This window comes from Sorangium sp. So ce590 (assembly GCF_051521365.1).
Classification (GTDB): Bacteria; Myxococcota_A; Polyangia; order Polyangiales; family Polyangiaceae; genus Sorangium.
This window is the reverse complement of record NZ_CP150346.1, coordinates 4,439,997-4,462,402: the sequence shown is the minus strand read 5'-3', so window position 1 is coordinate 4,462,402 and position 22,406 is coordinate 4,439,997. Positions and strand designations below refer to the sequence as shown.

Annotated in this window: 16 protein-coding genes; 6 read left to right on the top strand and 10 right to left on the bottom strand. The window is 70.0% G+C overall.

Translation table 11 applies throughout. The features are described from left to right. Nucleotides 1-41 precede the first annotated feature (41 nt). Nucleotides 42-1,040 carry an ABC transporter substrate-binding protein gene (locus WMF28_RS16745; protein WP_437603243.1) on the top strand — a complete coding sequence of 333 codons (999 nt, stop codon included), beginning with the start codon at nucleotides 42-44 and terminating at the stop codon, nucleotides 1,038-1,040. Beyond that, nucleotides 1,037-1,492, top strand: a complete 456-nt coding sequence (locus tag WMF28_RS16740) for a nucleoside deaminase (RefSeq protein ID WP_437603242.1) — start codon at nucleotides 1,037-1,039, stop codon at nucleotides 1,490-1,492. The genes WMF28_RS16745 and WMF28_RS16740 overlap by 4 nt, the downstream gene beginning before the upstream one ends. Nucleotides 1,493-1,561: 69 nt before the next feature. Here the strand turns inward: WMF28_RS16740 and WMF28_RS16735 are convergent, their stop codons facing one another. Then, complete coding sequence (locus tag WMF28_RS16735; protein WP_437603241.1) at nucleotides 1,562-1,864, bottom strand: DsrE family protein; 303 nt, start codon at nucleotides 1,862-1,864, stop codon at nucleotides 1,562-1,564. Nucleotides 1,865-2,272: 408 nt separating this feature from the next. Between WMF28_RS16735 and WMF28_RS16730 the strand changes: the two genes are divergently transcribed. Next, complete coding sequence (locus tag WMF28_RS16730; RefSeq protein ID WP_437603240.1) at nucleotides 2,273-2,710, top strand: OsmC family protein; 438 nt, start codon at nucleotides 2,273-2,275, stop codon at nucleotides 2,708-2,710. Nucleotides 2,711-3,064: 354 nt separating this feature from the next. Here the strand turns inward: WMF28_RS16730 and WMF28_RS16725 are convergent, their stop codons facing one another. From WMF28_RS16725 to WMF28_RS16710, 4 genes are all read right to left on the bottom strand, one after another. After that, nucleotides 3,065-5,212, bottom strand: a complete 2,148-nt coding sequence (locus tag WMF28_RS16725) for a cytochrome-c peroxidase (RefSeq protein WP_437603239.1) — start codon at nucleotides 5,210-5,212, stop codon at nucleotides 3,065-3,067. Nucleotides 5,213-5,845: 633 nt separating this feature from the next. Further along, nucleotides 5,846-6,421, bottom strand: a complete 576-nt coding sequence (locus WMF28_RS16720) for a hypothetical protein (protein ID WP_437603238.1) — start codon at nucleotides 6,419-6,421, stop codon at nucleotides 5,846-5,848. Further along, nucleotides 6,418-7,047 (bottom strand): hypothetical protein, encoded by a 630-nt coding sequence (locus WMF28_RS16715; protein ID WP_437603237.1) that lies wholly within the window; start codon nucleotides 7,045-7,047, stop codon nucleotides 6,418-6,420. The genes WMF28_RS16720 and WMF28_RS16715 overlap by 4 nt, the downstream gene beginning before the upstream one ends. A 275-nt stretch (nucleotides 7,048-7,322) precedes the next feature. Continuing rightward, nucleotides 7,323-8,456, bottom strand: coding sequence for a hypothetical protein (locus WMF28_RS16710; protein WP_437603236.1), 1,134 nt, complete (start codon nucleotides 8,454-8,456; stop codon nucleotides 7,323-7,325). A 641-nt stretch (nucleotides 8,457-9,097) separates the two neighbouring features. Here WMF28_RS16710 and WMF28_RS16705 point away from each other — a divergent pair. From WMF28_RS16705 to WMF28_RS16695, 3 genes are all read left to right on the top strand, one after another. Further along, nucleotides 9,098-12,274, top strand: coding sequence for an SNF2-related protein (locus tag WMF28_RS16705; RefSeq protein WP_437603235.1), 3,177 nt, complete (start codon nucleotides 9,098-9,100; stop codon nucleotides 12,272-12,274). Continuing rightward, complete coding sequence (locus WMF28_RS16700) at nucleotides 12,271-13,185, top strand: SWIM zinc finger family protein (protein ID WP_437603234.1); 915 nt, start codon at nucleotides 12,271-12,273, stop codon at nucleotides 13,183-13,185. The genes WMF28_RS16705 and WMF28_RS16700 overlap by 4 nt, the downstream gene beginning before the upstream one ends. A 375-nt stretch (nucleotides 13,186-13,560) precedes the next feature. Then, a complete protein-coding gene (locus WMF28_RS16695; protein WP_437603233.1) occupies nucleotides 13,561-14,967 on the top strand; it encodes a glucuronyl esterase domain-containing protein in 1,407 nt (468 codons plus the stop codon). A 67-nt stretch (nucleotides 14,968-15,034) separates the two neighbouring features. Here WMF28_RS16695 and minE read toward each other — a convergent pair whose 3' ends face one another. From minE to WMF28_RS16670, 5 genes are all read right to left on the bottom strand, one after another. Next, on the bottom strand, nucleotides 15,035-15,349 hold the full coding sequence (minE, locus tag WMF28_RS16690; RefSeq protein ID WP_437603232.1) for a cell division topological specificity factor MinE: 315 nt from the start codon (nucleotides 15,347-15,349) through the stop codon (nucleotides 15,035-15,037). An 11-nt stretch (nucleotides 15,350-15,360) separates the two neighbouring features. Continuing rightward, on the bottom strand, nucleotides 15,361-16,188 hold the full coding sequence (gene minD / locus WMF28_RS16685; protein ID WP_437603231.1) for a septum site-determining protein MinD: 828 nt from the start codon (nucleotides 16,186-16,188) through the stop codon (nucleotides 15,361-15,363). Between the two features lie 238 nt (nucleotides 16,189-16,426). Next, on the bottom strand, nucleotides 16,427-19,192 hold the full coding sequence (locus WMF28_RS16680) for a sensor histidine kinase (protein ID WP_437603230.1): 2,766 nt from the start codon (nucleotides 19,190-19,192) through the stop codon (nucleotides 16,427-16,429). A gap of 10 nt (nucleotides 19,193-19,202) precedes the next feature. After that, the gene (locus WMF28_RS16675) at nucleotides 19,203-21,353 is read right to left on the bottom strand and encodes an ATPase domain-containing protein (RefSeq protein ID WP_437603229.1); all 2,151 of its coding nucleotides are present in this window, start codon (nucleotides 21,351-21,353) and stop codon (nucleotides 19,203-19,205) included. Next, nucleotides 21,350-21,832 (bottom strand): hypothetical protein, encoded by a 483-nt coding sequence (locus tag WMF28_RS16670; protein ID WP_437603228.1) that lies wholly within the window; start codon nucleotides 21,830-21,832, stop codon nucleotides 21,350-21,352. Before WMF28_RS16670 ends, WMF28_RS16675 begins: the two co-directional genes overlap by 4 nt. Between the last annotated feature and the right edge of the window lie 574 nt (nucleotides 21,833-22,406).

The window sequence follows — 22,406 nt, the reverse complement described above, 5'->3', positions numbered from 1 at the left end:
TACAAGAGCTCGGGGCAGCGCTGGCCTGCTTCGTCCTGTCCGTGGGCTGCTCGAACAAGGACGCGGCGCCGAGCGACCCGGGCGCCGCCGCCGGGTCGAGCGCGCGCGCCGGGGCCGCCGCGCCGCCTCCCACGCCGCCTCCCACGCCGATCAAGCTCACCGTCGGTCACGACCTGTGGATCGGCTACTCGGGCGTCTTCCTCGCGAACGAGCTCGAGCTCTTCAAGAAGGCCGGGTTGAGCGTCGAGCTCAAGCCGTTCTCGAACCCCGGCGACACGCTCGCGGCGCTGGCCTCGGGCCAGCTCGACGTCGGCCTCACCACCCTGCAGAACCTCGCGGTGCTGAACGGCAACAGCGAGACCGACGTCGTGGCCATCGCCCTGGTCGACAGCTCGAACGGCGCGGACGCCGTGGTGGCGAAGGAGGGCATCGCGACCATGGCCGATCTCAAGGGCAAGACGGTCGCCCTCACGCTCGGCGAGGTCAACCACATGCTGTTCCTCTTCGGCCTCGAGAAGAGCGGGATCGGCCCCGGCGACGTGAAGATCACGAGCATGAGCGCCGACGACGCCGGCGCCGCGTTCGTCGCCGGGAAGGTCGACGCCGCGGTCACCTGGGAGCCGTGGATCACCAAGGCGACCAAGAACGGAGGTCACGTGATCTTCACGAGCGCCAGCATGCCCGACACGATCACGAACTCTGTGGCCGTGCAGAGGTCCAAGCTCGCGTCGGGGAGCGAGGCCTACACCCGGCTGCTCGGCGCCATCGATCAGGGGGTCCGGGCGCTGCGGAGCGAGCCCGACAAGGCATATCCCATCATCGGCAAGTACTTGAACGCCCCGCCCGAGGACGTGAAGGGCATGCTGAGCGGCGACAAGATCTACGACCTGGCCGACAACAAGCAGCTCTTCGGCACCGCGGACAAGGCCGGCCCCGTCTATGCATCGGTGAAGTCCGTTGTCGACTTCACCGTCCAGTCCAAGCTCGTCAAGAAGGCGCCGGCGCCGGAGTCGCTGCTCGACCCGAGGCTCGTCCGATGAGCCGCGACGAGGAGCTCATGGCGCGGGCGCTGGAGCTCGCGCGCGGCGCGCAGCGCGCGGGCGAGCCGCCGTTCGGCGCCCTGGTGGTCGCCCCGGACGGCACGATCGTGGCGGAGGCGACCGACGAGGTGAACGGCCAGCGCGACCTCACGTACCACGCCGAGGTGGGCGCCGTTCGCCGCGCGTGCGCGGCCGTCGGGCCGGACTTGCAGGGATACACGCTGTACACGACCGTGGAGCCCTGCCCGATGTGCTTCACCGCGGCCTGGCTCGCCCGGATCAGCCGCGTCGTCTTCGGCTGCACGATGCGGGAGGTCACGGAGGCGACCGGCGGCGCGCAGCGCGAGCTGGCCGTCCCGGCGCGCTGGATGAACGAGAACTCCGGCGCGCCCGTCGATCTGGTCGGCGGCGTCCTCGACGATCAGTGCCTCGCGCTGTTCGGCCGAGCGTAGCGCGCCCTCTAGCGGCGGGCTCGCCCCACGGCGAAAGGCGGCCCCATGGCGGTCTATCGCGGCGCGCGGTCAATAGGACAGCGCGATCGTGCCGCGATCGAGCTGCTCAAGGAGCCGTTCACCGTCGATCGGCTGCGCTCCGGCGACGAGGTCTTCGCTCTTCAGGCCGGCCACAGCGAGGCAGTGCGAGCAGACGACCACCCGGCCACCCGAACGGATGAAGTCGGCGAGCAGCTTCTTCACGGGCGCCTCGCCCGGAAGTGCCACGGCGTCGGGAAGGTCTCGCGCCGCGAGCGGAGGTGCGTGGACGTTGAGGAAGAGGACGGCCGGCCGACCGGCCTGCTGCGATCGGGTCGCGAGCATGAGCGCCATGGTGGCAGCGTGGGGATCTTCTTTTCCGCTCGTCAGGTTGATGAGGAGGCCCGGTTTCGGGCTCTCCGTTGCGCTCGCGGTTCGCTCCGGAGCCGACGCACAGCCCACGCCGGCCACAGCCGCGGCGGAGACCATGACGCCCGCCGTCCAACCGCGAAGAGTCGTTCGAATCGACATCGTGCTCCTCCTTGGTCCCCGAGTGGACGGCGCGGGCCACTCGTCGCCGTCTCCGGCGATGTGCACGACATTCCTTCCTCCCCGGTTGACGAACGGTGAACGGCATCGTCTGTGCCACGGCATTTCCGCGCAGGGCCGTAGCGCGCGAACCCGCCGCTTGCGCGGAGACATCGCCGGCGACATTGTGGACGGGATATCTCGCGTAACGCCCGCCCAGAGGAGGGAGCAGCCGTGCAAGCGTATCCGCATCATTATGCCGTCCGCGCCGCAGGGGAGACCGCGGGGAGCGTCCTCATCCACTCCGATGGCCTCCCGGCACTCCCGACGGCGCCGCCGCCGCAGTTCGGAGGCCCAGGAGACCAGTGGTCCCCAGAGACCCTGCTCGTGGCGGCCGCGGCCGACTGCTTCGTCCTCACCTTCCGAGCGATCGCGGCGGCGTCGAAGCTGGCCTGGCGACGCCTCGACTGTGACGCCGAAGGCATTCTGGATCGCGCCGAGGGGGTCGTCCGGTTCACCGCGCTGCACCTGCGCGCCCGCCTCGTGCTGCCCACCGCCGAGGATGCGGACCGTGCGCGGCGCCTCCTCGAAAAGGCCGAGGCGGCGTGCCTGGTCACCAATTCGCTGGCGCTCCGCCCGACGCTGACCGCGGAGGTCACGGCTGAGCCGTGATTCCTCCTCCTCCATCGGTCTTCGCGCTCGGCATCCTGAGGTCGAGCGGGCGCATCCAGATCACGTCGGGGGGGATCACCGCAGGTGCGCGAGCGGGAGCCCCGCGACGGGCGCGCGGAACGTGAGGAGCCGCGGCATCGCCAGCGATCCCATGTAGCAGGTGCGGAGATCGTGCCTGCCGAACGTCAACGGCGCGCCCGCACGGCTACCGGAGTTGGCCCCGCGCGGCGCGCCGTTGCCGTTCTCCGGGCCAACGTTGGCCCTGTACGCGCGCCGCCCGCGCATCTCCCCTGTAGACGGCGACGGAAGCGACGCCGCGCGCGCTGGCGCGTCGACCGCGGGCGTGCGCGGTGCTCAGAGCGGGTTGAACGGCTCGAGCGGGGGCAGATCCTTCGCCCTGCGCCCCTCGGCGCCGATCGCCGGGATCTCCTTGATCTTCTCGCGCGCACGGCCGGTGCCGTCGTCGATCGCTGTCCACTCGTTCCAGTAGTGGCCGTCGGCGACGAAGAGCTGCGGGTGATCGAACGGCGCCTGCTCGAACCGGACCCGCTCGTCCGTGAGCGCCTCCAGGAACGCCACCAGCGCCTCCTGCTCGCCGTCCGTCAGCCCGAGCGGCTCGATGTCCGGATCGAGGTTCGTCCGATTCGGCCCGAACCCCGTCGTGTCGCCGTCCTCCCTGTCGCGCCGGTTGCCGCCTCGGTTGTAAAATTCAACAACCTGCGCGAGCGTCAGCGCGCCGCCGTTGTGGAAATAGGGGCCTGTGAGCGCGATGTTCCGGAGGGTCGGGACCTTGAAGGCGCCGTCGACCGCGTCGCGCTCGCGCGGATCGATCGGCGTTCCCGGATGGACCTCGAACGACGCCGGGTCGATGCGGAGGGGATCCGGGACGTCCTGGCCTGCGGCGAGGAGCCCCCCTTGCCGCGTGAACGAGAGCGGATTGCCGAAGGGGTCGAGGCCTCCGGCGCCCACGTCCTCCTCGGTCGGCCGGACGCCGATGTTGTAGAAGCCGTTGTCGTAGAGCGCGGGGCGGCCGTCCCCCATCAGCATCCGCTCGATCAGCCCGCCTTCCTCGGCCTCGTCCTGCAGGTGGGTGGCGGCGCCCGTGAGCTCGGGGCCACGATGGCAGTTGATGCACTTGCCCTTGCCCTCGAAGATCGCGAGCCCCGCGCGCTCCTTGTCGCTCAGCGCGGCGCTGTCCCCTTCGGCGAAGCGATCGAACGGGGTGTCGTCGGACACGAGCGTGGCCTCGTAGAGCTGGATGGCGATGCCCCAGAACAGCGAGAAGTTCGCCTCCACGAGGGGCCGGTCGTCGACGCGCTGGTCCGAGCGCCAGTACGGGTCCTCGAAGGCCCCCTCGATGAGGTCCCGATACGACGGCGCGAGCCCCTGTCCGCTCGGATGGCGGAGCGCGCCGAGCACGCTGTCGGTCGGGTCCACGCCCTGGCCTGCGAGCGGCCTCAGCTTCAGGAGCTTCCTGCCGATGTCTGGGAACGTCCTGCCCTCGCACGACATCTCGAAGGGGCTGAGCGGCGGGCCGACCGCCTGCGACGCGAGGCTCGAGTTGTCCAGGTCGACCTGCTCGCGGACCAGCGCGCCGTCGCGCACGGCGTGGACGGCGGCGTCCGGGTCGCGCCTGCCGAAGGGGTTCACTCCGTTGAAATGGTTGTTCGCGCGCCCGTCCCAGAAATTGCGGAAGTTGAACGCCGCGTTGATGACGGTGGGCGTGTGCCGCGGCTCGACGCGCCGCACGTTCGCCCCTTGCACCTGGAAGATGTCCGGCAGCAGCGTGCAGTCGTCCTTCTCGCTCCCGGGCACGATGGCGTTGAAACGGGCGTGGAACACCCCTTGCGAGGAGACGATATCGTCGGTCTCGAAGAGGATGTCCGACGCGCGGTCACCCGGGTCGGCGAGGCGAAAGAGCGGCCAGTTGCTCGCCTGGAGCGCGTGGTTCGGTCCGCCTCTCGCGCCCGCCCCCGTGGGGTCGAACCGCTCGCGCCGCTCGGGGTCCTGGTTGCTGAGCCCGGGGCTGAGCTGGTTTCTCTTGCGATGGTCGGCGCCGGCGTGGAAGTGGCATGTCGCGCAGGCCACGCCGTCGCTGCCCGCCTGCATGTCCCAGAACAACGCCTTCCCGAGCGCGACGGCCTTCTCCCTGCTCTTGACGTACCGAGACAGGTTGTCCGGCTCCGGGACCCGGACGCCCCGGAGCGAGCCGATGGTCGGCGGCGGATCGCCCGGCGCGGGCGTCGCGCCGTCGTCCGGCGAATACGACGTCGGCGGCTCGCTGCCCCCGGGCGCGACAGGCGATGATCCGCCCGCCGCGAGCGACGACCCCGGTCCGGGATCTGCACCTCCAGAGCCCAGCGGCTCGTATCCACCCGAGCCCTGAGGCCCGTATTCCCCGTCCGAGCAGCCGGCGGTCGCCGACAGGCCTACAAGGACGCCGGCGATCACCGCCCCGAGCCCGCATGAGCGCGGGCCGCCAGGAAAATCTCTAGCGATCACGAGGAAACCTCCTTCGCTGCTGCGCGAGTGAATGACAGGCGGCGCGAGCCGGCCCCCTCGCGGGACAGCGCGAGTCGCGGGCCTGTTCGTCCGTCCTGCGACGACCGGATCTCGCGAGCGTCAACGTGTCGGCGACGCTCCGCCCCCGTCGTTCGAGCTTCTTCAGTCCATCCGAGCCTCAGAAAGACACCGCGTGTCCAGGGCGCGCATCTACGTCTCCTCTCGTCACGGCGATCTCCTCTCGTCGCGAGCGCACCAGCCCGCGCGATGGATTCGAGGGACAGGACGGCCTCTGTCGAGGACCGGGCGAGGAGGGACAAGGGGGCAGCACGTATCCCCTCATCGTGCCGGCGCCGCGCCGAGCAGGGTCAGCCACGCGCGCCGCCGAAACCCTGACCCATCCACCGGCGCGCGGCAATGTAGTCGATGCCGCATCGCAGGCAGGAGCGACCCGAGCGCGGAGCGCCTGGCGATCGAGGGCAAGGCGAGATGGCTGGACTGGGCTCTTCGAGAAAGCCTTGAAGGAACGGGAAGAATGCGGAAGGAGCGCCGCCGCCTACATTCGCGACGGCGCTACCCGTCCCGGGTTGGGGCCAGCGACCCAGGTTGGGGCCAGCCAGACCGCGCGCTCGATCAGCGCGAGCGCTTCCCGAGCGCGCGCTGCTTCGCCTTCAGGTACGACGCCTCGTCGACCGCCTCGTCGTGCGCGAAGCGGACCAGCGCGGGCACGACCGCGGCCTCCCACGCCCCCGCGAGGCGGAGCGCGAGGAAGTCGCTGAAGAGCGCGTCGAGCGTCGCCTCGAGCGCCTCGACCAGGCGCATCCGCTCGTAGAGCACCTCGTGGACCTCGTCGTCCTTCTTCGTGAGCTCCGCCGGGATCGACAGGTTCGCGAGACCGAGCGTGTCCCCCTTGAAGAGCCACGCATACTCGCGCTCGCCGGACACCAGCCGCAGGCGCGCCTCGCGCGGGAGCTTGCCCTGGCGCAGCGCCTCCTTCGCCTCGGGCGCCGCGCCCGGCGCCGCGGTCTTGAGCACGCTCTCATCCTTCTCGAAGGCGAGCGTGAGGCGCGCCTCCAGCCAGAGCGCGCACGCTGGCTCGCCCGTCGGAGCGAGGTTCGTCTCGAAGAGCATGCTCTCGAACCAGAGCCAGAGCAGAAACTCGCGCCCGACGAAGCGATTGCGCTCGATGCGCTCGACGAGATCCGTCACGCCGCGTCTCCGGGCCGCGCGAGCGAGGTCGGCTCGAGCGCCTCCCAGAGCTTCTCCGCGCGCGCGTCCAGCTGGCGCCGTTCCGCCGCGGTGCCGGGGCTCTCCGGGACCAGCTTGAGGCGGAACGTCTTCTCGAAGAGCTCCTGGACGAGGAGGTGCACGCGCGGCGACTGGCTGAAGAAGCGCGCCATGCCGGTCCCCGTGTTCCAGACGAAGTCGGTGCTCCTGGTGACCGGGATGAGCTGCCGCCGGAGCTTCTTCAGCACGAAGAGCTTGAGATCGGCGCGCGCCTTCTTCCCGAGCCGCTCCAGGCCCTTTCTCTCGAGCAGCGCCGCCTCCGCGTCCCGGAGGTGGGCCTGCAGCAGCGGCTTGGGCACGACCCAGCGGTCGACGCGCAGGCCGAGGCAGACGTACTCGTTGAAGAAGACCTTCTCGTGGTCGAGGTCCACATCCATCGGGTCCTCGATCGAGCACCACCCGTAGCGCTCGCTCTCGTCCTCCTCCGGGACGAGCGGCTGCGAGGCGGCGGCGCGGACGCGCTTCATCGACGAGCCGGCGAGATTGTCGGGCGGATCGCCGAGCACGAAGAACCGGGAGAAGGTGAGCTTGCCGCGGAGAGCACCCAAAGTCGCGCCTGCGTAGAGGCGAGCCACGCGCGACGCAAGAGATTTGGGACCCCCATGCACCAGGATTCTGTTGCCGCCTGCGGCGCGATAGCCGTCGAAGGGCGCCCTGGCCTCGAATTCCATCGCCCGGGGGCAGTCGCCCCGAGGTCCCACGGGCAGGCCATGCTTGACAGGAGCGAGAGCCCTGGCGTCTCCTGTCCTCCGCGGCGTTCTTCATGCCCTGCCCCATGGAGTTGGGAGGCGAAGCCGCAGGCGAGACGACTCTCGCTGATAGATTACTTGACGATGGCCGGGTCCTCGATCGTGAAACACTCGACCGACGACGCCGCGTATTTTACCGCGTTGTACCAGAACTGCGGGATCTGAAAGACCTGCGCCGCTGATCTCTGATAGCAGGGGCTGTTCGGGTCCGTGAACATCTGGGGGTTGAGGCACGACGCCGTCCCGAGCCATTGGCCCGAATAGGTCACCCACTCGTCGCCATACGCGACGACACGGCCCTTGCCGACCTCCTCGTGCACCGCGAAGTTGTTCCTGCCGTCGGTGCAATCGACGATCGCGGTCGTCGACTTGATCGAGCGCGCGACGTACGCGCCCACGCTCTGGATGTCCTTGCCGATCGGTGTGTCCTGGTTCCAGGTGCCCACGCTCCCGGGGAGCGGGCCGCCGACCGGCACCGGGCCGCCCCAGCAGTTGCAGTTCGGGCAGCCGTTCTGCGCAGGATCCAGCACGCCGTCGGCGTTGAACTGGATGTCCGTGAACGAGAGGAGCTGGTTTGTCGCCGTGACGTCGTGGACGGTGCATCCCTGTCCATTGCACTGATAACCGCTCAGCGCGATGAGACCACCGCCGTTGTTGACCCAGTCCTTGAGCGCGTTCACCTCGTCAGCCGTGAACTGCCAGGGCGCCCCGTCGTCGTTCTGTACGCCCTTCGTCACCATCCACTGAAGGAGTATCACGTCGTACTTGGCGAGGAACTCCGGCGTGAGCGTGGGCTTCTCCATGTTGTAGTTGTCGACCTGGGCCGTGCTCTGCGTGTTCAACCAGTTCTGAAGCGCCGTGGTGCTGTCACTGCTGCACGGACCCCAGACACCTTCGTGACCGATCGACGCGATGTTGATGCAGGTGCAGTTGCCTGCGTCATCGCAGGTCGTCTGGTGACCGGCATCAGCCTGTGACGGGCCGCCGGAGCCCGAGGTCGTCAGCCCGAAATCGCCGCCGAAATCGTCGTCGAAATCGTCGCTGCCGGTGCTGCTGCTGCTGCCGGCGCCGCTCGTGCTCTGGCCGCCCGCGCCATTTCCCGCGGTGTTGCCCTCGCCGCCACCGCCGCTCGCCGAACAAGCGATGACGGGCAGCCAGAAGGATGCGAGCACAGCGCAGAAGCGAGTCGCGAAATGATGTCTTGTCATGATCCATGAGACTATCACTCCCCGCGCCTCGTTCGAGGTCTAAAATGCTGAGGAAGCTCTCCCCCCGCAGGCGCTACAGGCCGCAGGCGCTACAGGCCGCAGGCGCTACAGGCCGCAGGCGCTACAGGCCGCAGGCGCCACGGGCTCCTCGATCCCCGCCGCGCCCCCCCGGGCGCGACAGCTCCGGCGTGAGCGCTGCCCCATCCTCTGCCGGCCAGACATGCGTAGGCAGCGCCACGAGCATGGCGCTCGGCCCGCGCGGCGCCCTGGGCGCAGAGACGCACACGTATGGTGTGGGTGAAAGAAGTCGGCGCGAGAGGAACGGCCGGGGGCGCGGGCGCCGGAGGCGAGCCGCGTGACGCCGCGCGCCTCGCCTGCCAGCCGATCGAGCTCGTCATGCATCCACCCGGGCGCGCCGCGGCGCTCATTCCATCAAGGCATGATCTTTTCCCATAATGGGCTCTCCGAGCCCGCGAATCGGAGGCTCCAAACAAATTCTGGCAATTCACTGGCTCACGACGGAATGGTCGCTACCCGTGCTTCAGCGGGTGCGCTCCCGCCCGGCCAGCCGCTTTTTTTCACCTCGCGACGCGCGAGGGCCCTTTTCGTCCTGCCCGGTTGTGCAATGAATCTGCGCGTCGATGCCGCTCGTCTTTCTGCCCGACGATCTCCGCTTCTTCCTGTGGGACGACACGGCCCCTGAGCGGCTCGCGGCCCGGTCGCTCGGCGCGACGACCCCGGCGGAGGCGGCCGTGGTCTCCGAGGCGGGCCGCGCCGTGAGGAAGGCCGGAGAGGCCGCGTCGCTCCTCGACGGCGTGTCCGCCCTCGCCCGCATGGCCCAGGACGACCTCGGCCGAGCGCCGCCGTCCGTCGCCGCGTGGAGCCTGGCGAGCAAGCTCGCGCTCGACCTCGTGGTGCGCGAGCGAGTCGTGCCCCGCGTCACGCCCACCGGCGGCAGCGCGGAGGCCCGCTGGGCGGCGTCGCTCGCGGCCCCGGAGGACGCCGCGCGCGTCGCGGCGCTCGCCCGCGCCATGCCGCCGGCGGCGCACGCGGTGCCGGCGGGCGCGCAGGCCGCGGTCGCTCGCGAAGGCCGCGGGCGCCCCCGCGCGGCCGCCGCCGCGGAGGTCTGGTCCGCCGAGGCGCTGCTGCGCGCCTTCCTGGACGCCGTGGCGGACGCGCTCGCGCGCGGCAGCGCGACGAACCGCCCGAAGGCGCCGCCGCGGCGGGCGCACGCGCCCTGGGAGCACCGGCTGGTCCTCGCCCTGACGGGCGCGCAGCCCGCCCTCGCCACGGAGGGGCTCGCCGAGCGCGCGCTCGTCGCCGACCTCGACGCCTGGGTCCGGCCCGCGCTCGGGGACTGCGACGCGCTGCGCGCCTGCTTCCGGCTGGAGCTGCCCGAGGGCGACCGCGGCTTCCTGCTCCGCTTCCTGCTGCAGGCCACCGACGATCCGAGCCTGCTCGTCCCCGCCGCCGACGTGTGGAAGGCCCGGGGGCGCACGCTGAAGGCGCTCGGGCGCGCGTTCTCCGATCCGCAGGAGGCGCTCCTCGGCGCGCTCGGCGCCGCAGCGCGGCTGTTCGCGCCGATCGCGCGGGCCCTCGGCGAGGCACGGCCGGAGCGCGTGGCCCTCGATCCCGCGGAGGCATGGGCGTTCCTCGCGCAGGCCGCCCCGGCGCTGGGCGAGGCCGGCTTCGGCGTGGTCGTGCCGGGCGAGCTCCTCGCCTCGGGGCAGCGCCGCCTGCGCCTCCGCATGCGCGTCGGCGCGACGGGCCGCACGGCCGGCGTGGTCGCGGGCAGCGCCGGGCTCGGCCTCGACGAGGCGCTCGATTTCGCGTGGGAGGCGGCGCTCGGCGACGAGCCGCTCTCGGCGCGCGAGCTCGCCGCGCTCGCGCGGCAGAAGTCGCCGCTCGTCCGGCATCGCGGGGCCTGGGTCGTCGTGGTGCCCGAGGAGCTCGCCGAGATCAAGCGGCGCCTCGAGGCCGGCGGCGGGCGCCTCTCGACGCGCGAGGCGCTCGAGGTCGCGCTCGCGGGCGAGGCCCAGGTCGACGGCCTCTCGGTGTCCGTGGTCGCCGAGGGGGCGCTCGCGCAGGCGATCGCGCGGCTGCGCTCGGGCGCGGAGCGCGCCGCCGCGCCGCCGGAGGGGTTCGCGGGGACGCTGCGCCCCTACCAGGCGCGCGGCGTCGCCTGGCTGCAGACGATGGCGAGCCTCGGCCTGGGCGCCTGCCTGGCCGACGACATGGGCCTCGGCAAGACGGTCCAGCTGCTCGCGTTCCTGGCGGGCCGGCGGGCGGCGGCGCCGGAGGACGCGCGCCCGACGCTGCTCGTCGCGCCGACGTCGGTGGTGGGCAACTGGGAGCGGGAGGCGGCGCGCTTCGCCCCTGCCCTGCCCCTCGTGCGCCACTACGGCGAGGGGCGCGCCCGCTCCGCCGAGGAGCTCGCGGCGCGGGCCTCCGACGCGGCCTCCGGCGCAGATGGCGCGCTGCGCGCGGGCGGCGCTCAGGGCGCCCGCAACACGGGCGGCGGGCTCGTCGTGACCACGTACGGCCTCCTCCGCAGGGACGCCGCGATGCTCGCCGGCGTGGACTGGGCCGCGGTCGTGCTGGACGAGGCGCAGAACATCAAGAACGCCGCCTCGCGCACGGCCCGCGCCGCGCGCGCGCTCCGCGCCCCGCACCGCGTCGCGCTGACCGGCACGCCCGTCGAGAACCGCCTCGCCGAGCTCTGGTCGATCCTCGAGTTCGCGAACCCCGGCCTGCTCGGCCCGCTCGAGGCATTCCGGCGCACCTACGCGGTGCCCATCGAGCGCTACGGCAACCGGGAGGCCGCAGAGCGGCTCCGGCGCATCGTCGGGCCGTTCTTACTGCGTCGCGTCAAGAACGATCCGGCCGTGGTTCCGGACCTCCCGCCGAAGATCGAGGCGCGGGTCTTCTGCACGCTCACGCGCGAGCAGGTGACCCTCTACCAGGCGGCGCTCGACGAGGCGATGCGCCGCATCGAGGAGGCCGAGGGCATCGCCCGGCGCGGGCTCGTGCTCGCGCTCCTGACGATGCTCAAGCAGATCTGCAACCACCCCGCGCAGTGCCTCGGGGAAGCGGGGCCGCTCGCGGGACGGTCGGGCAAGCTCGCGCGCCTCACGGAGATGCTCGAGGAGGCGCTCGCGGGAGGGGATCGCGCGCTCGTGTTCACGCAGTTCCGCGAGATGGGCGACCGGCTGGTCCGGCACCTCGCGTCATCGCTCGACACGGAGGTCCTCTTCCTGCACGGCGGCACGCCGAGGCTCGCGCGCGACGAGATGGTGCGGCGGTTCCAGGGCGATCCGCGGGGGCCGCGCGTCTTCGTCCTCTCGGTCAAGGCCGGCGGCACGGGGCTCAACCTGACGGCGGCGAGCCACGTGTTCCACTTCGATCGCTGGTGGAACCCCGCGGTGGAGGACCAGGCGACGGATCGCGCGCACCGGATCGGGCAGCGGAGCGCGGTGCAGGTCCACAAGCTCGTGTGCGCGGGCACCGTGGAGGAGAAGGTCGACCGGATGCTGGAGCAGAAGCGCGATCTGGCGGCGCAGGTCGTGGGCCAGGGCGAGGCGTGGATCACCGAGCTCGACAACGCGTCGCTGCGCGAGCTGTTCGCGCTGTCGCGGGACGCCGTGGCGATCGCGGGCGAGCTGGACGACCGCGACGAGCCGGAGGGCGAGCGGGGCGAGCGAGGCGAGCGAGGCGACGACGATACCCCGGGCGGCGAGCCGGAGCAGCGGCGCGGGCCACGCGGGGGGCGGGGTGCCGGGCGCCGCGTGCCGCGTGCGCGAGGAGAAGCGCAGACATGAGCCCGCCGGCGCGCTGGGTGCCGTTCCATCGCGAGGCCGGCCCGAAGCCGCCGCCTGCGCGGGGCATCCGGATGAAGCGGGCCGGCACGACCTGGTGGGGCAAGCGCTGGGTCGAGGCGCTCGAGCGGATGTCGCCGGACGACGCGGCCCGCCTCGCGCGCGGGCGCACGTACGCGCGCGCCGGGCGGACGCACGACCTCACGGTGAAGCCGGGCCTCGTGACCGCGCGCGTGACCGGCTCGCGGCCGCAGCCGTACAAGGTGATCCTCACGCTCGCGCGGCTCGACGACGCCACGTGGGCGAAGGCGATCGACGCCATGGCCGAGCGGGCGAAGTTCGCGGCGGACCTGCTCGCGGGCCGGATGCCGGAGGAGATCGACGAGGCGTTCCGGAGCGCCGGGGCGAGCCTGTTCCCGGAGCGACCCGAGGACCTCAGCACCGCCTGCTCGTGCCCCGACTGGGCGAACCCCTGCAAGCACGTCGCCGCGACCCACTACGTGCTCGGGGAGGCCCTCGACAGGGACCCGTTCCTGTTGTTCGAGCTCCGCGGGCGCACGCGCGAGCAGGTGATCGAGGCGCTCCGCGCCGCGCGGGGCAGCGCGCCGGGCGGCAAGAGAGCGCGTGGGGGCCGAAAGGGCGCTCCCTGCGTCGCCGAGGCGCCGCCCGTGGCGACAGTGACGCTCGGCCCCATGGAGGCGAAAGACTTCGACGCCTGGCGCGAGGCGCCGCCGGCGCTCGACGTGACGCTCGCGCCGCCTTCCGCGCATGCGGCGCTCCTGACCCAGCTCGGCGCGCCGCCGGGCTGGACCGAGGAGCGATCGCCGGCGGAGCTCCTCGGCCCGCTGATCCGGGCGGCGTCCGAGAGGGCGCGGGAGATCGCGATGGCGGAGGGCAGAGAAATCACCGAGTGATCTGGGCGTACCCACGCCTGCTGCGGCGCCTCGTTCGCCTCTGTCGTCGCCGTGTCCGTCGCCATGGTGTCCCCCCATGACAGGCACCGCACGCCCGCGTGCAACCAGGGACGAACTCAGGCGACGCGGCGCTGTATCTGGACTGAAGTTAGCCATTCTCACTGAATCTTCCGGCGCTGTCATTCGACCGGGACTCACCGTTCAGGATCGCACGACGGTCGTTCCGTCGCGCCGTGAGCCGAATGAAGGCACCACGTTGTGCTTGACATCGAAACACGTTTGAATGTCGTATCGCGCAGCGATGCTTGCCGCCGTTCCGGTGAGTGCAAGTCCAGCCGATGAACATTGATGATGCCCACTCCAGAAGGTCCATCCATGCGAATGTTTGCCCTTCGAACCACCCGCGTTGCCCTCGGTCTTTGCCTCACAGCCGCTGCCTGCGGGCAGTCCGGATCGAACCCGCCCGGGCAAGGCGGTGCGGGCGGCTCGGGCGGCGAGAGCGCGACAAGCGGCGGCGACATGACGTCGAGCTCCGGCTCGGGAGGCGACATGACGTCGAGCTCCAGCTACAGCTCGGGCTCCAGCTCGGGCTCGGGCGAAACCGCTGTCGAGAATGAGAGCGCCGATTGCGAAGTCGCTGCCCTGCCGGAAGCGAGCGCGCTGAATCAGATTCCCAAATTGCCCGACCCGTTCACGAAGCTCGACGGAGATCGCATATCCACCAGAGCAGAATGGCGCTGCCGAAGGCAGGAGATACGCAAGCAAGCCGAGAAGTATATCTACGGCGAGAAGCCGACGCCCGACGTGGTGACCGGCACCGTCACCGAGAGCAAAGTCTCTGTACACGTCGAGGCCCAGGGCAAGGAGATCGACTTCAGCGCCGACATCGTGTTGCCCTCGAAGGGACAAGCCCCCTTCCCCGCGATCATCAACGTGGGCGCGAAAGGCGGGTTCGGCGGCATCACGCTAGGCGAAGGCCGCGTCCTGGATCAAGGCGTCGCCGTCATCTACTACAACCACAATGAGCTCGGCAGGGAGGGCACCCCGGAGCAATCCAGAGGCAAACCCAACCCGGGGAAGTTCTATGACATCTACGGCGGCGACCACTCCGCAGGCCTCCTGATGGCATGGGCCTGGGGCGCCAGTCGAATCCTCGACGTCCTACAGATGTCGGGGGGCGACATCATCGATCCAACCGGCGTGGGTGTCACGGGATGCTCGCGCAACGGCAAGGGGGCATTTGCCATAGGCGTCCTCGACGATCGAATCGCCCTGACGATCCCCCACGAGACGAGCACCGCCGGGGTTCCGGCCTACCGCATCGCCGACGCGCTGGGTAGGGAGCGGACGGACCACAACTACTTCGGGCTAAACTGGCTCAGCAACAACTTCGATCCATTTGTCTTCAAGAACAACGTCTCGAACGCCGTCAAGCTCCCCATCGACACGCATGCGCTGATCGCCATGATCGCGCCGCGCGGCCTGCTCGTCCTCGAGAACCCGCATCAGGCTCAGATGGGCGCCCCGGCGGGTCATACAGCCACGGTGGCCGGAGCAGAGGTCTACAAGGCGCTCGGCGTGGAGAAGAATATCAGCTACCACTCGAAGGTCGCCGACACGGCGCATTGCTCGTACAAGAGCGAATACACCGACCTTCTCGTCCGTAATATCGCAAGGTTCCTGAAGCACGAGGGCGAGGCCCCCGGAGAGTTCGTCGTCGGGTCGGGCGGCTCGCTCAGCATGTCGGACTGGGTAGACTGGGAAGCTCCGACGCTGAAATGATGGCGCTATTCGCCGATCCTTCGTGGAGCGCCGGAGCCGGATCGAGGCGCGCCTCGCGCGCCTCGCGTCAGCAGTTCCGCGAGGCGGGGGCGCCCCCGCGGGACGCTGCGGCGCGCACGGCGGCCCGCTCCGACTCGGAGAGCACGACGTTCAGCTCGAGCACGTCGCAATCACCGCTCCGCTCCACGTTCACGCTCACCTGATCCAGATCGATCCGCTCGTACTTCGAGATGACCTGGAGCAGCTCCTGCTTGAGCCGTGGCAGGTAGTCCGGCTCGCCCGTCGTGCGCACGCGCTCGCGCGCCACGATGATCTGCAGACGTTCCTTCGCCAGGGTCGCCGACTTCGGCTGCGTCCTCCGGAAATAATCCATGATCGACATGGTAGATCCCCCTAGGCGGTCGCCGCCTGGCCGCCGAAAATTCGGCTGAAGAACCCCTTCTTGGCCGGCTCCAGGAAGCGGTGCGGGCGCTCCTCGCCGAGGAAGCGCTGGACCACGTCGAGGTAGGCCTGCGCCGCGTCGCTCGTCGGATCGAGCACCACGGGCGTCCCGGCGTTCGACGCCTGGAGCACCGCCGTCGACTCCGGGATCACGCCGAGCAGCGGGATGCCGAGGAGCTCCAGCACGTCCTGGTGCGCCAGCATCTCGCCCTTGGCGACGCGCTCCGGCGCGTACCGCGTGAGCAGGAGGTGCGTCTTGATCGCCTCCTCGCCGAGCTCCGCCCTGCGCGTCTTCGCGTCGAGCAGGCCGAGCACGCGGTCCGAGTCGCGCACCGAGGAGACCTCGGGGTTCGTCACCACGATCGCCTCGTCGGCGAAATACATCGCCATCTGGGCGCCCCACTCGATGCCCGCCGGCGAGTCGCAGAAGATGTACTCGAAGCCCGCGGCGCGCAGCTCGTCCAGGATGCGCCCGACGCCGTCGAGCGTGAGGGCGTCCTTGTCCCGCGTCTGCGAGGCGGGGAGCACGTAGAGGGTCTCGATCCGCTTGTCCTTGATCACGGCCTGGCGGAGCGTCGCCTCGCCGCGGATCGCGTTGACGAGATCGTAGACCACGCGGCGCTCGCACCCCATCACGAGGTCGAGGTTGCGCAACCCCACATCGAAATCGATGGCAATCGTCTTGTAACCGAGAGCCGCGATACCGGACGCGAGGTTTGCGGTCGTGGTGGTCTTGCCGACTCCGCCCTTGCCCGAGGTGACGACGACTACCTTTGACACCAGAAACCTCCTTGAATAATAGTTCGAAAGACGTGGCTGTCCGACGGCCGAGCCCGCTCGGATGCCCATCTCTCCGGCGCTGAGGAGGCGCCGTCGACGTGGTGAGAGCTCGACGCCCACCCGATTCCATGGAGGCCGGGGGCGCGCTCGACTGGGTACGTCATGGCGCGCCGAACGAACAACTTTTTTGCGGCGAAACTTGCAGCGTACCCCGACCGGCAACCTGGATCCAAATTCCCTACATGTAGGCACGCGATAAATCCCGCGGATCTGCTCCCTCCGGCGGGGCGAGCGGGAGCGTGAAGAAGAACGTGGTGCCAACTCCGGGCCGACTCTCCGCCCAGATCCTCCCGCCGTGGGCCTCCACGAAGCCCTTCGCGATCGTGAGCCCCAGCCCGGTCCCCAGACGCGCCGTCTCCTTCGCCTGCCAGAACTCGTCGAAGACGTGAAGGAGCTGATCCGGAGGAATCCCCGACCCTGTGTCCGCCACGGCGAAGAGCGCCTCGTTACCGCGTGGCTCCGCTCGAACGGTGATGATCCCTCCCGCCCTCGTGAACTTGATCGCATTGCCGATCAGGTTCGCCAGGACCTGGAGGACCCTCTCGCGATCGCACAGCACCTCGAAGCTGCCCCCGCCCGGGAGCTCGCCCTCGAGCACCACGTGCTTCTCCGTCGCCAGCGTCTGCTGCATCGCGAGAGCGTCGTGGACGAGAGCGTCCGTCGCGTGCCTCTGCGTCACCATCGACAGCCGACCCGCCTCGATGGCGGCGACGTCGAGCAGGTCGCCGATCAGCCGGAGCATGTGCTGCGCAGCGGCGCGAATGATCTCGGCCTTCTTCCTGCCTTGCGCTCCCGACTCGCCGGCTGGCAACGTCTGCATGAGGAGAGCCGAGGCCACCAGGACGGTGCTCAACGGGTTTCTCAGGTCGTGAGAGACGATGGCGAGGAGATCGTTCCGCGTGCGAATGGCCCGCCGCGCCTGCTGGTACAGGCGCGCGTTCTCCAGGGCCACGGCGGTCCGGCGCGCCACCTCTTCGGCCACCGCCAGATCGGCGATGGAGTAGCGGCGGCCCGTCTCCGTCCCCACGAACGTGAGCGCGCCGATGGTCCGCCCGCGGGCCAGGAGCGGCACCACCATGACGGTTCCCGAGCTTCCTGCGTGCAGGGCCTCCTGATGGCCCTGGTCGTCGGCGATGCGCTTCAGGGCGAACTCGGTGCTCGCGGAGAGGATGAGGAGCGGCTCGCCCGTCCGCAGCACCCTTGCCTGCGGCGTCTCCCGGCCCGGCCGTCCGGCGATCTGCTCCATCCGTTCGGTCATCCCCTGCTTCGCGGGATCGACGGAGGTCTGCTGGAGGCGCTCGACGCGGCCGTCCTCCTCGATCAGATCGACGAAGTAGAGATCGGAGAGGGCGGGCACGAACAGACGCGATATCGCGGCGACCGTCTCTGCGTAGTCGAGCGACGAGGCGAGGACCGAGCTGACCTCCGCGAACAATCGCTGCGCCTTCTCGGCGCGCCTCACCTCCATGATGTTCTGGAAGACGAGCACCGCCCCCGACACCTGCCCTTCTCGCTTCAGAGGGGCGAACGTGCAGCTGACGTGGAAGGCCGCTCGATCCCGGCGTACGAACAGGTCATCGTCGTCCCGGGCCGGCTCGCCCGTCCGGATCGCTCGCAGCGCGGGGTGCTCTTCGTCAGGTATGGACGTCCCGGTCGCGTGTTGAATCCGGATGACCTCCTGAACGCCTCGCCCCAGGACCTCCTCCGCTGTCCAGCCGAGCAGGCGCTCGGCGGCGGGGTTGAAGAAGGTGATCCGCCCTTCGAGATCGATCGCGAGCACGCCCTCGCCGATGCTGCCGGTCACCGCGCGCGTGAACTCGAGCTGGTCACGGACCCGCTCCTCCGCCACCCTCGCGGCGGTGACATCCATCGAGACGCCTTGAAGCCGAGGCCCGCCGGCGCCGTCCTTCTCCATGTGCACGCGGGTGTGGAGCCAGAGCACGCCGCTGTCCGCCGTCCGACAGCGATGGTCGCAGCGCTGATCCTGCTCGGAGGCCAGCGTCCTTCGAAACGTCTGCTCGAGCGCGCCGCGATCGTCCGGGTGGACGCAGCGGCTCCAGAAGTCGGGCTCCGCGAGCCACCGCCCGCGCGGATAGCCGAGGAGCTCCTCGGCCCGCGCGCTCACATAGGAGAGCTGAAACGTGCGCGCGTCGGCCTCCCACACGAACGAGCGATCGAGGTTGTCCACCAGCGCCTCGTAGCGCTGCCGCAACGCCTCGGCGGCGGCCCGGTGCCTGTCGGACTCGGCCTGTCTCCGCTGGGCGAGCTCACGCCCCGCCTCCGCGGCCGCCTGCTTGGCGTCGATGGCCGCCTGGCGATCGAGCGCGATCGCGAGCTGGTTGACCACCGCGTTCACGAACACGAGATCTGGCTCCTCCAGACGGGCAGCTCCCTCGACTTGGAGAGCGCCGAAGATCGGCCGCCGCTCGACGACGAGAGGGAGGAGGACGAAGTACCCGCGCGCCTCTGCCTCCGCCCGCTGGCCCCTGGCAGGCTCTCCGGAAGGCACGGTCGTCGTGGTCGGCTCGCCCTCCAGGTCGGCCGACCGCGCGGCGTCCGATCCGGCGAGATAGGCGTACGAGGTCCTGGCATGAGACCTCGCGGCGTCGAGTCGATCGGCGCTGACCTCTTCGGCGTTCCAGACGATGGTCTCTGGCTGAAGGCGGCCTGGGATCTCCAGGATGAGGAGCGCGGTGCGGAGGGGGAGCGCCCGCGCGACGATCGCGAGGATCGCCGGGACGGTCCGTCGGACGCCTTCGAATTGCGTGAGCTGCTTGCTGATCTCGTAGAGGTACTGGACGCGAAGATACGCGCGCTCGAGACCTCCGGAGGCCGAGCTGTCGTCGCCGCGCCGCTCCGGCTGCTCCTCCGTGCGCTGGTCGCCGCGCCTCGGCTCCTCCTGGGGAGAACTTGGCGGCTCGTTCGTCCGACGCTCGGCGCTCATCCCCGCCCCCCTAGGCCTTGTTCTTCGCGGGCAAAAGGGAGGACTCGCCGGCGCGCTCTCCGATCCGGACGCCTCCCTTCCCGACGGAGAAGTAGTAGGCGCCGAAGTCGTGCTCGCTGCCGCGCGTCTTCACGACCACCAGGGTCGGCCGGATCTCTCCTGGCAGGCGCGTATACCGGAGCACGACGAGATTGTCGGCCACCGGAGAGAACTGGCGGTCGGTGACGGTCTCGCTGGAGTACATCGCGCTCGACTCGAGCGTGAGCAGGCTGGTCACGTCGAGCGCCTTGAACCGCGTGACCAGCGCGTAGAGGAGTTGCCGCAGCTCATCCTCCGCGATGCCCTCGGTCTCGAGCTGGCTCACGCTGTCGAGGACGAACCTACGCGTCTTCTGCGCGCGGATCTTGTCGGTCAGGAGCGAGAGGAGCTGACTCGGGCGGACACGCTCCCGCGAGAGATAGATGACCTCGGCGAGCCCCTGCTCGGTCGCCTCCTGGAGGGGCAGCCCCAGGGCGCCCGCGGCACGGATGATCTGTGCGGGCCCCTCCTCGAGCGCCACGTAGAGCCCCGGCTCCCCGCGCTTGCAGCCTTCGAGGATGAACTGCAGCGACAGGGTGCTCTTCCCGATGCCCGCGCTCCCGGAGAGGAGGGTGACGCTGCGCGCGAGCAGCCCTCCGCCGAGCAGCGCGTCGAACCCGGGTACCCCGGAGGGCAGGCGCAGCTCCGTCTCCAGGGGTAGCGGCGGCTCGGCGAACGCCGCATCCGCGCTGTATCGGGGATAAATGATGATCCCGGTCGGGCCGATCATGATGCTGTGTCGACCCTTGAGGTGGGCGGTGTTCCTCAGCTTGTAAATCTCGATGTAGCGCTGGCGCTCGAGCCCTTCCTCCGTCGAGGAGAGGAGGACGACCCCGTCGACCACGGTCTCCTCGACGCCGAAGCGGCTGATCTGGTTGGCGCCGTAGGGGATGTCGGTGGCGAAGAAGCCGACCGCCTGCGCGTTGTGGACGACGCTCGCGAGCTGGAAGATCTTCTCCCGGTCGATCTGCGGGTCCTTGACCTTGTGCAGGAAGACCGAGACCGAATCGACCGCCACGCGCCTCGCCTTCATACCGAGGATCCGCTCGTTCATCATGAGCAGGTGCCCCTCCACCATGATGTTGGGCTGCGGGATGAACACGATCTCGATCATCCCGCGCTCGATCTCGGCGTCGATGTCCCAGCCGAGGCCGCGGGCGGTCGCGAGCAGCCGCGCCTCGCTCTCCTCGAAGGAGAAGTAGATCCCTCTCTCGCCGGCCTTCGCGCCCCTGTAGATGAACTCGAGCGAGAGCACCGTCTTGCCGGTCCCCGCCACGCCGGCGATGAGGAGGCTGGAGCCGCGCGGGATCCCGTCTCCGAGGAGGTCGTCGAGCCGCGAGATGCCGGTCTTGAGGCGCGGCTCGTTGCCCCCGACGTCCTCCCGGTGGATGGTGAGGCGAGGCGCGAACACGTCGATGCCGGCCTGCGTGATGATGAACGCGTGCTCGTCACGGCTGTGGTCGGTGCCGCGCATCTTGACGATCTGGAGGACCCGCCGCTGCTCGCCGGACTCCTCGCGCTGGCGGGCCAGGATCAGCCCGTCGACGATCGAGAACAGGGGGTTCGTCTCGATCTCGCTCTGCCCGAACTCTCCGAGGAGGAACGTGGTGGTCTCCCACGCCATGAGGCTGATCGCGAGCTCGTAGCCGAACTTCCGGAGCTCTTCCTTCGACCCCGCGAGATCGTCGAAGACCTTGAAGCTGTCGATGACGACCATGGCCGGCTTGACCTTCTTGACGTGCTCCATAATGAGCGCCGAGGTCCCGTCGAGGCCCTTCGTCCGAAAGATGGCGCCGAGGTCCACGAACTGGATGGCCTCGTCGAGCTGCTTGGCGTCGAAGAAGTCGAACTGGCTCAGGAAGCGCAGCGTCTTCGCCGTGGGCTCCGAGAGCGTGTTGAAGTAGAGGACCCGCGCCGTGGCCGAGGCGTTGTGGAAGCAGATCTGCTGGGTGAGGATCGTCTTGCCCGCGCCCGGCGGGCCGGCGATCACGATGACCGAGCCCTTCGGCAGCCCACCGTCAAGCAGCGCATCCAGATTTCGCACCCCCGTCTCGATGCGCGCGATGGCCGTCTTCTTCGTCATGACTCAGCTCCCTCGCCGTCCTCGCCCTCGTGGGACCCGGGCGCGCTCGCCGTGCCTCGCTCGGTCCCGCCCGCCTCCTCCTGCCGCGCGAAATTCGAGAGCTCCGCGTGAAGCGCCGGCGTGAGGATCTCCGCCGTCAGGTTTCCGAGGACGACGAGGAACTCGATCATGATGAACCGGATCCCCTCCGCGAGCTGGTCGCGGCGCAGGCCGCCCGCGCGATCGTGGAGCTTCTCGCAACAGAGCCCGGTCGACTCCACACGGAGGGACGAGAGCATCGTGTATCGCTCGGAGGCGTTGTGGAGCACGCGACTCAGGATGGCGCCGAGCGTGACCTCTCCGAGGGTGACCAGGGCGCGCCGCCACAGGGAGGCGAAGGCGCGTTCGAAGACCTGGACGAGGCGCTCGGCTGGTAAGCCCTCGGTGGTCCGCTGCATCCATGCATCGACGCAGGCGCTGTGCTCGTTCGCGTCACGCATGGGCGCTACATCGCGTCTGGGGATCGCTGAGCACCGGAGCGAAGCACGGCCGAGTATGAGCGTGCTTCGCGACGAGCGTCAAGGTCACCGTCGCATGTGGCCGCTCGTAAGGTGCTCGTCTGCTCGATGATGGCCCGGCTCCGCGTGCGTCCGTCCACGGCGGTGTCGCGAGGCCTCTGTGCACGCGTCCGCCTCGCGTCTCGCCGTGCCAGAGCGCGGTCCCCCGCTGGCGCCCTGCGTGCTCGCGACGCCCGCGAACGGGCCCGAGAACGCCCGCACGCTCGCGCTCGCCCGCGCGTGGCTGGGGGAGCAGGGCGCGCAGCCGTCCCGCTGAGCCGCGCCGTCGCGCGGGGCGACCTCCGTCATCGTGCAATCGTGCATCCAGGGCGCCCCGCGCTTCCGATCGATAGGATCGTCGTGATGCGCACCGCAGAGAAAAACCGTCTGTGCGATTCGAGCGAAGGACGACCGCGGTCGCCGGCATCCACCAGGTAACGATCGAGCGGCGGCGCAGGATCCAGCCGAGCCTCGAGAACCGAGGCCGCCGTGATTGCCGGGGGAGCGTCATATTACG

What these genes read in the sequence shown, in the direction of transcription:
- WMF28_RS16740 (WP_437603242.1), top strand. Translation starts at nt 1,037, where the DNA reads ATGAGCCGCGACGAGGAGCTCATGGCGCGGGCGCTGGAGCTCGCGCGC.
- WMF28_RS16695 (WP_437603233.1), top strand. Translation starts at nt 13,561, where the DNA reads ATGCGAATGTTTGCCCTTCGAACCACCCGCGTTGCCCTCGGTCTTTGC.
- WMF28_RS16680 (WP_437603230.1), bottom strand. Translation starts at nt 19,192, where the DNA reads ATGAGCGCCGAGCGTCGGACGAACGAGCCGCCAAGTTCTCCCCAGGAG.
- WMF28_RS16675 (WP_437603229.1), bottom strand. Translation starts at nt 21,353, where the DNA reads ATGACGAAGAAGACGGCCATCGCGCGCATCGAGACGGGGGTGCGAAAT.
- WMF28_RS16710 (WP_437603236.1), bottom strand. Translation starts at nt 8,456, where the DNA reads ATGACAAGACATCATTTCGCGACTCGCTTCTGCGCTGTGCTCGCATCC.
- WMF28_RS16735 (WP_437603241.1), bottom strand. Translation starts at nt 1,864, where the DNA reads ATGGCGCTCATGCTCGCGACCCGATCGCAGCAGGCCGGTCGGCCGGCC.
- WMF28_RS16670 (WP_437603228.1), bottom strand. Translation starts at nt 21,832, where the DNA reads ATGCGTGACGCGAACGAGCACAGCGCCTGCGTCGATGCATGGATGCAG.
- WMF28_RS16700 (WP_437603234.1), top strand. Translation starts at nt 12,271, where the DNA reads ATGAGCCCGCCGGCGCGCTGGGTGCCGTTCCATCGCGAGGCCGGCCCG.
- minE (WP_437603232.1), bottom strand. Translation starts at nt 15,349, where the DNA reads ATGTCGATCATGGATTATTTCCGGAGGACGCAGCCGAAGTCGGCGACC.
- WMF28_RS16705 (WP_437603235.1), top strand. Translation starts at nt 9,098, where the DNA reads ATGCCGCTCGTCTTTCTGCCCGACGATCTCCGCTTCTTCCTGTGGGAC.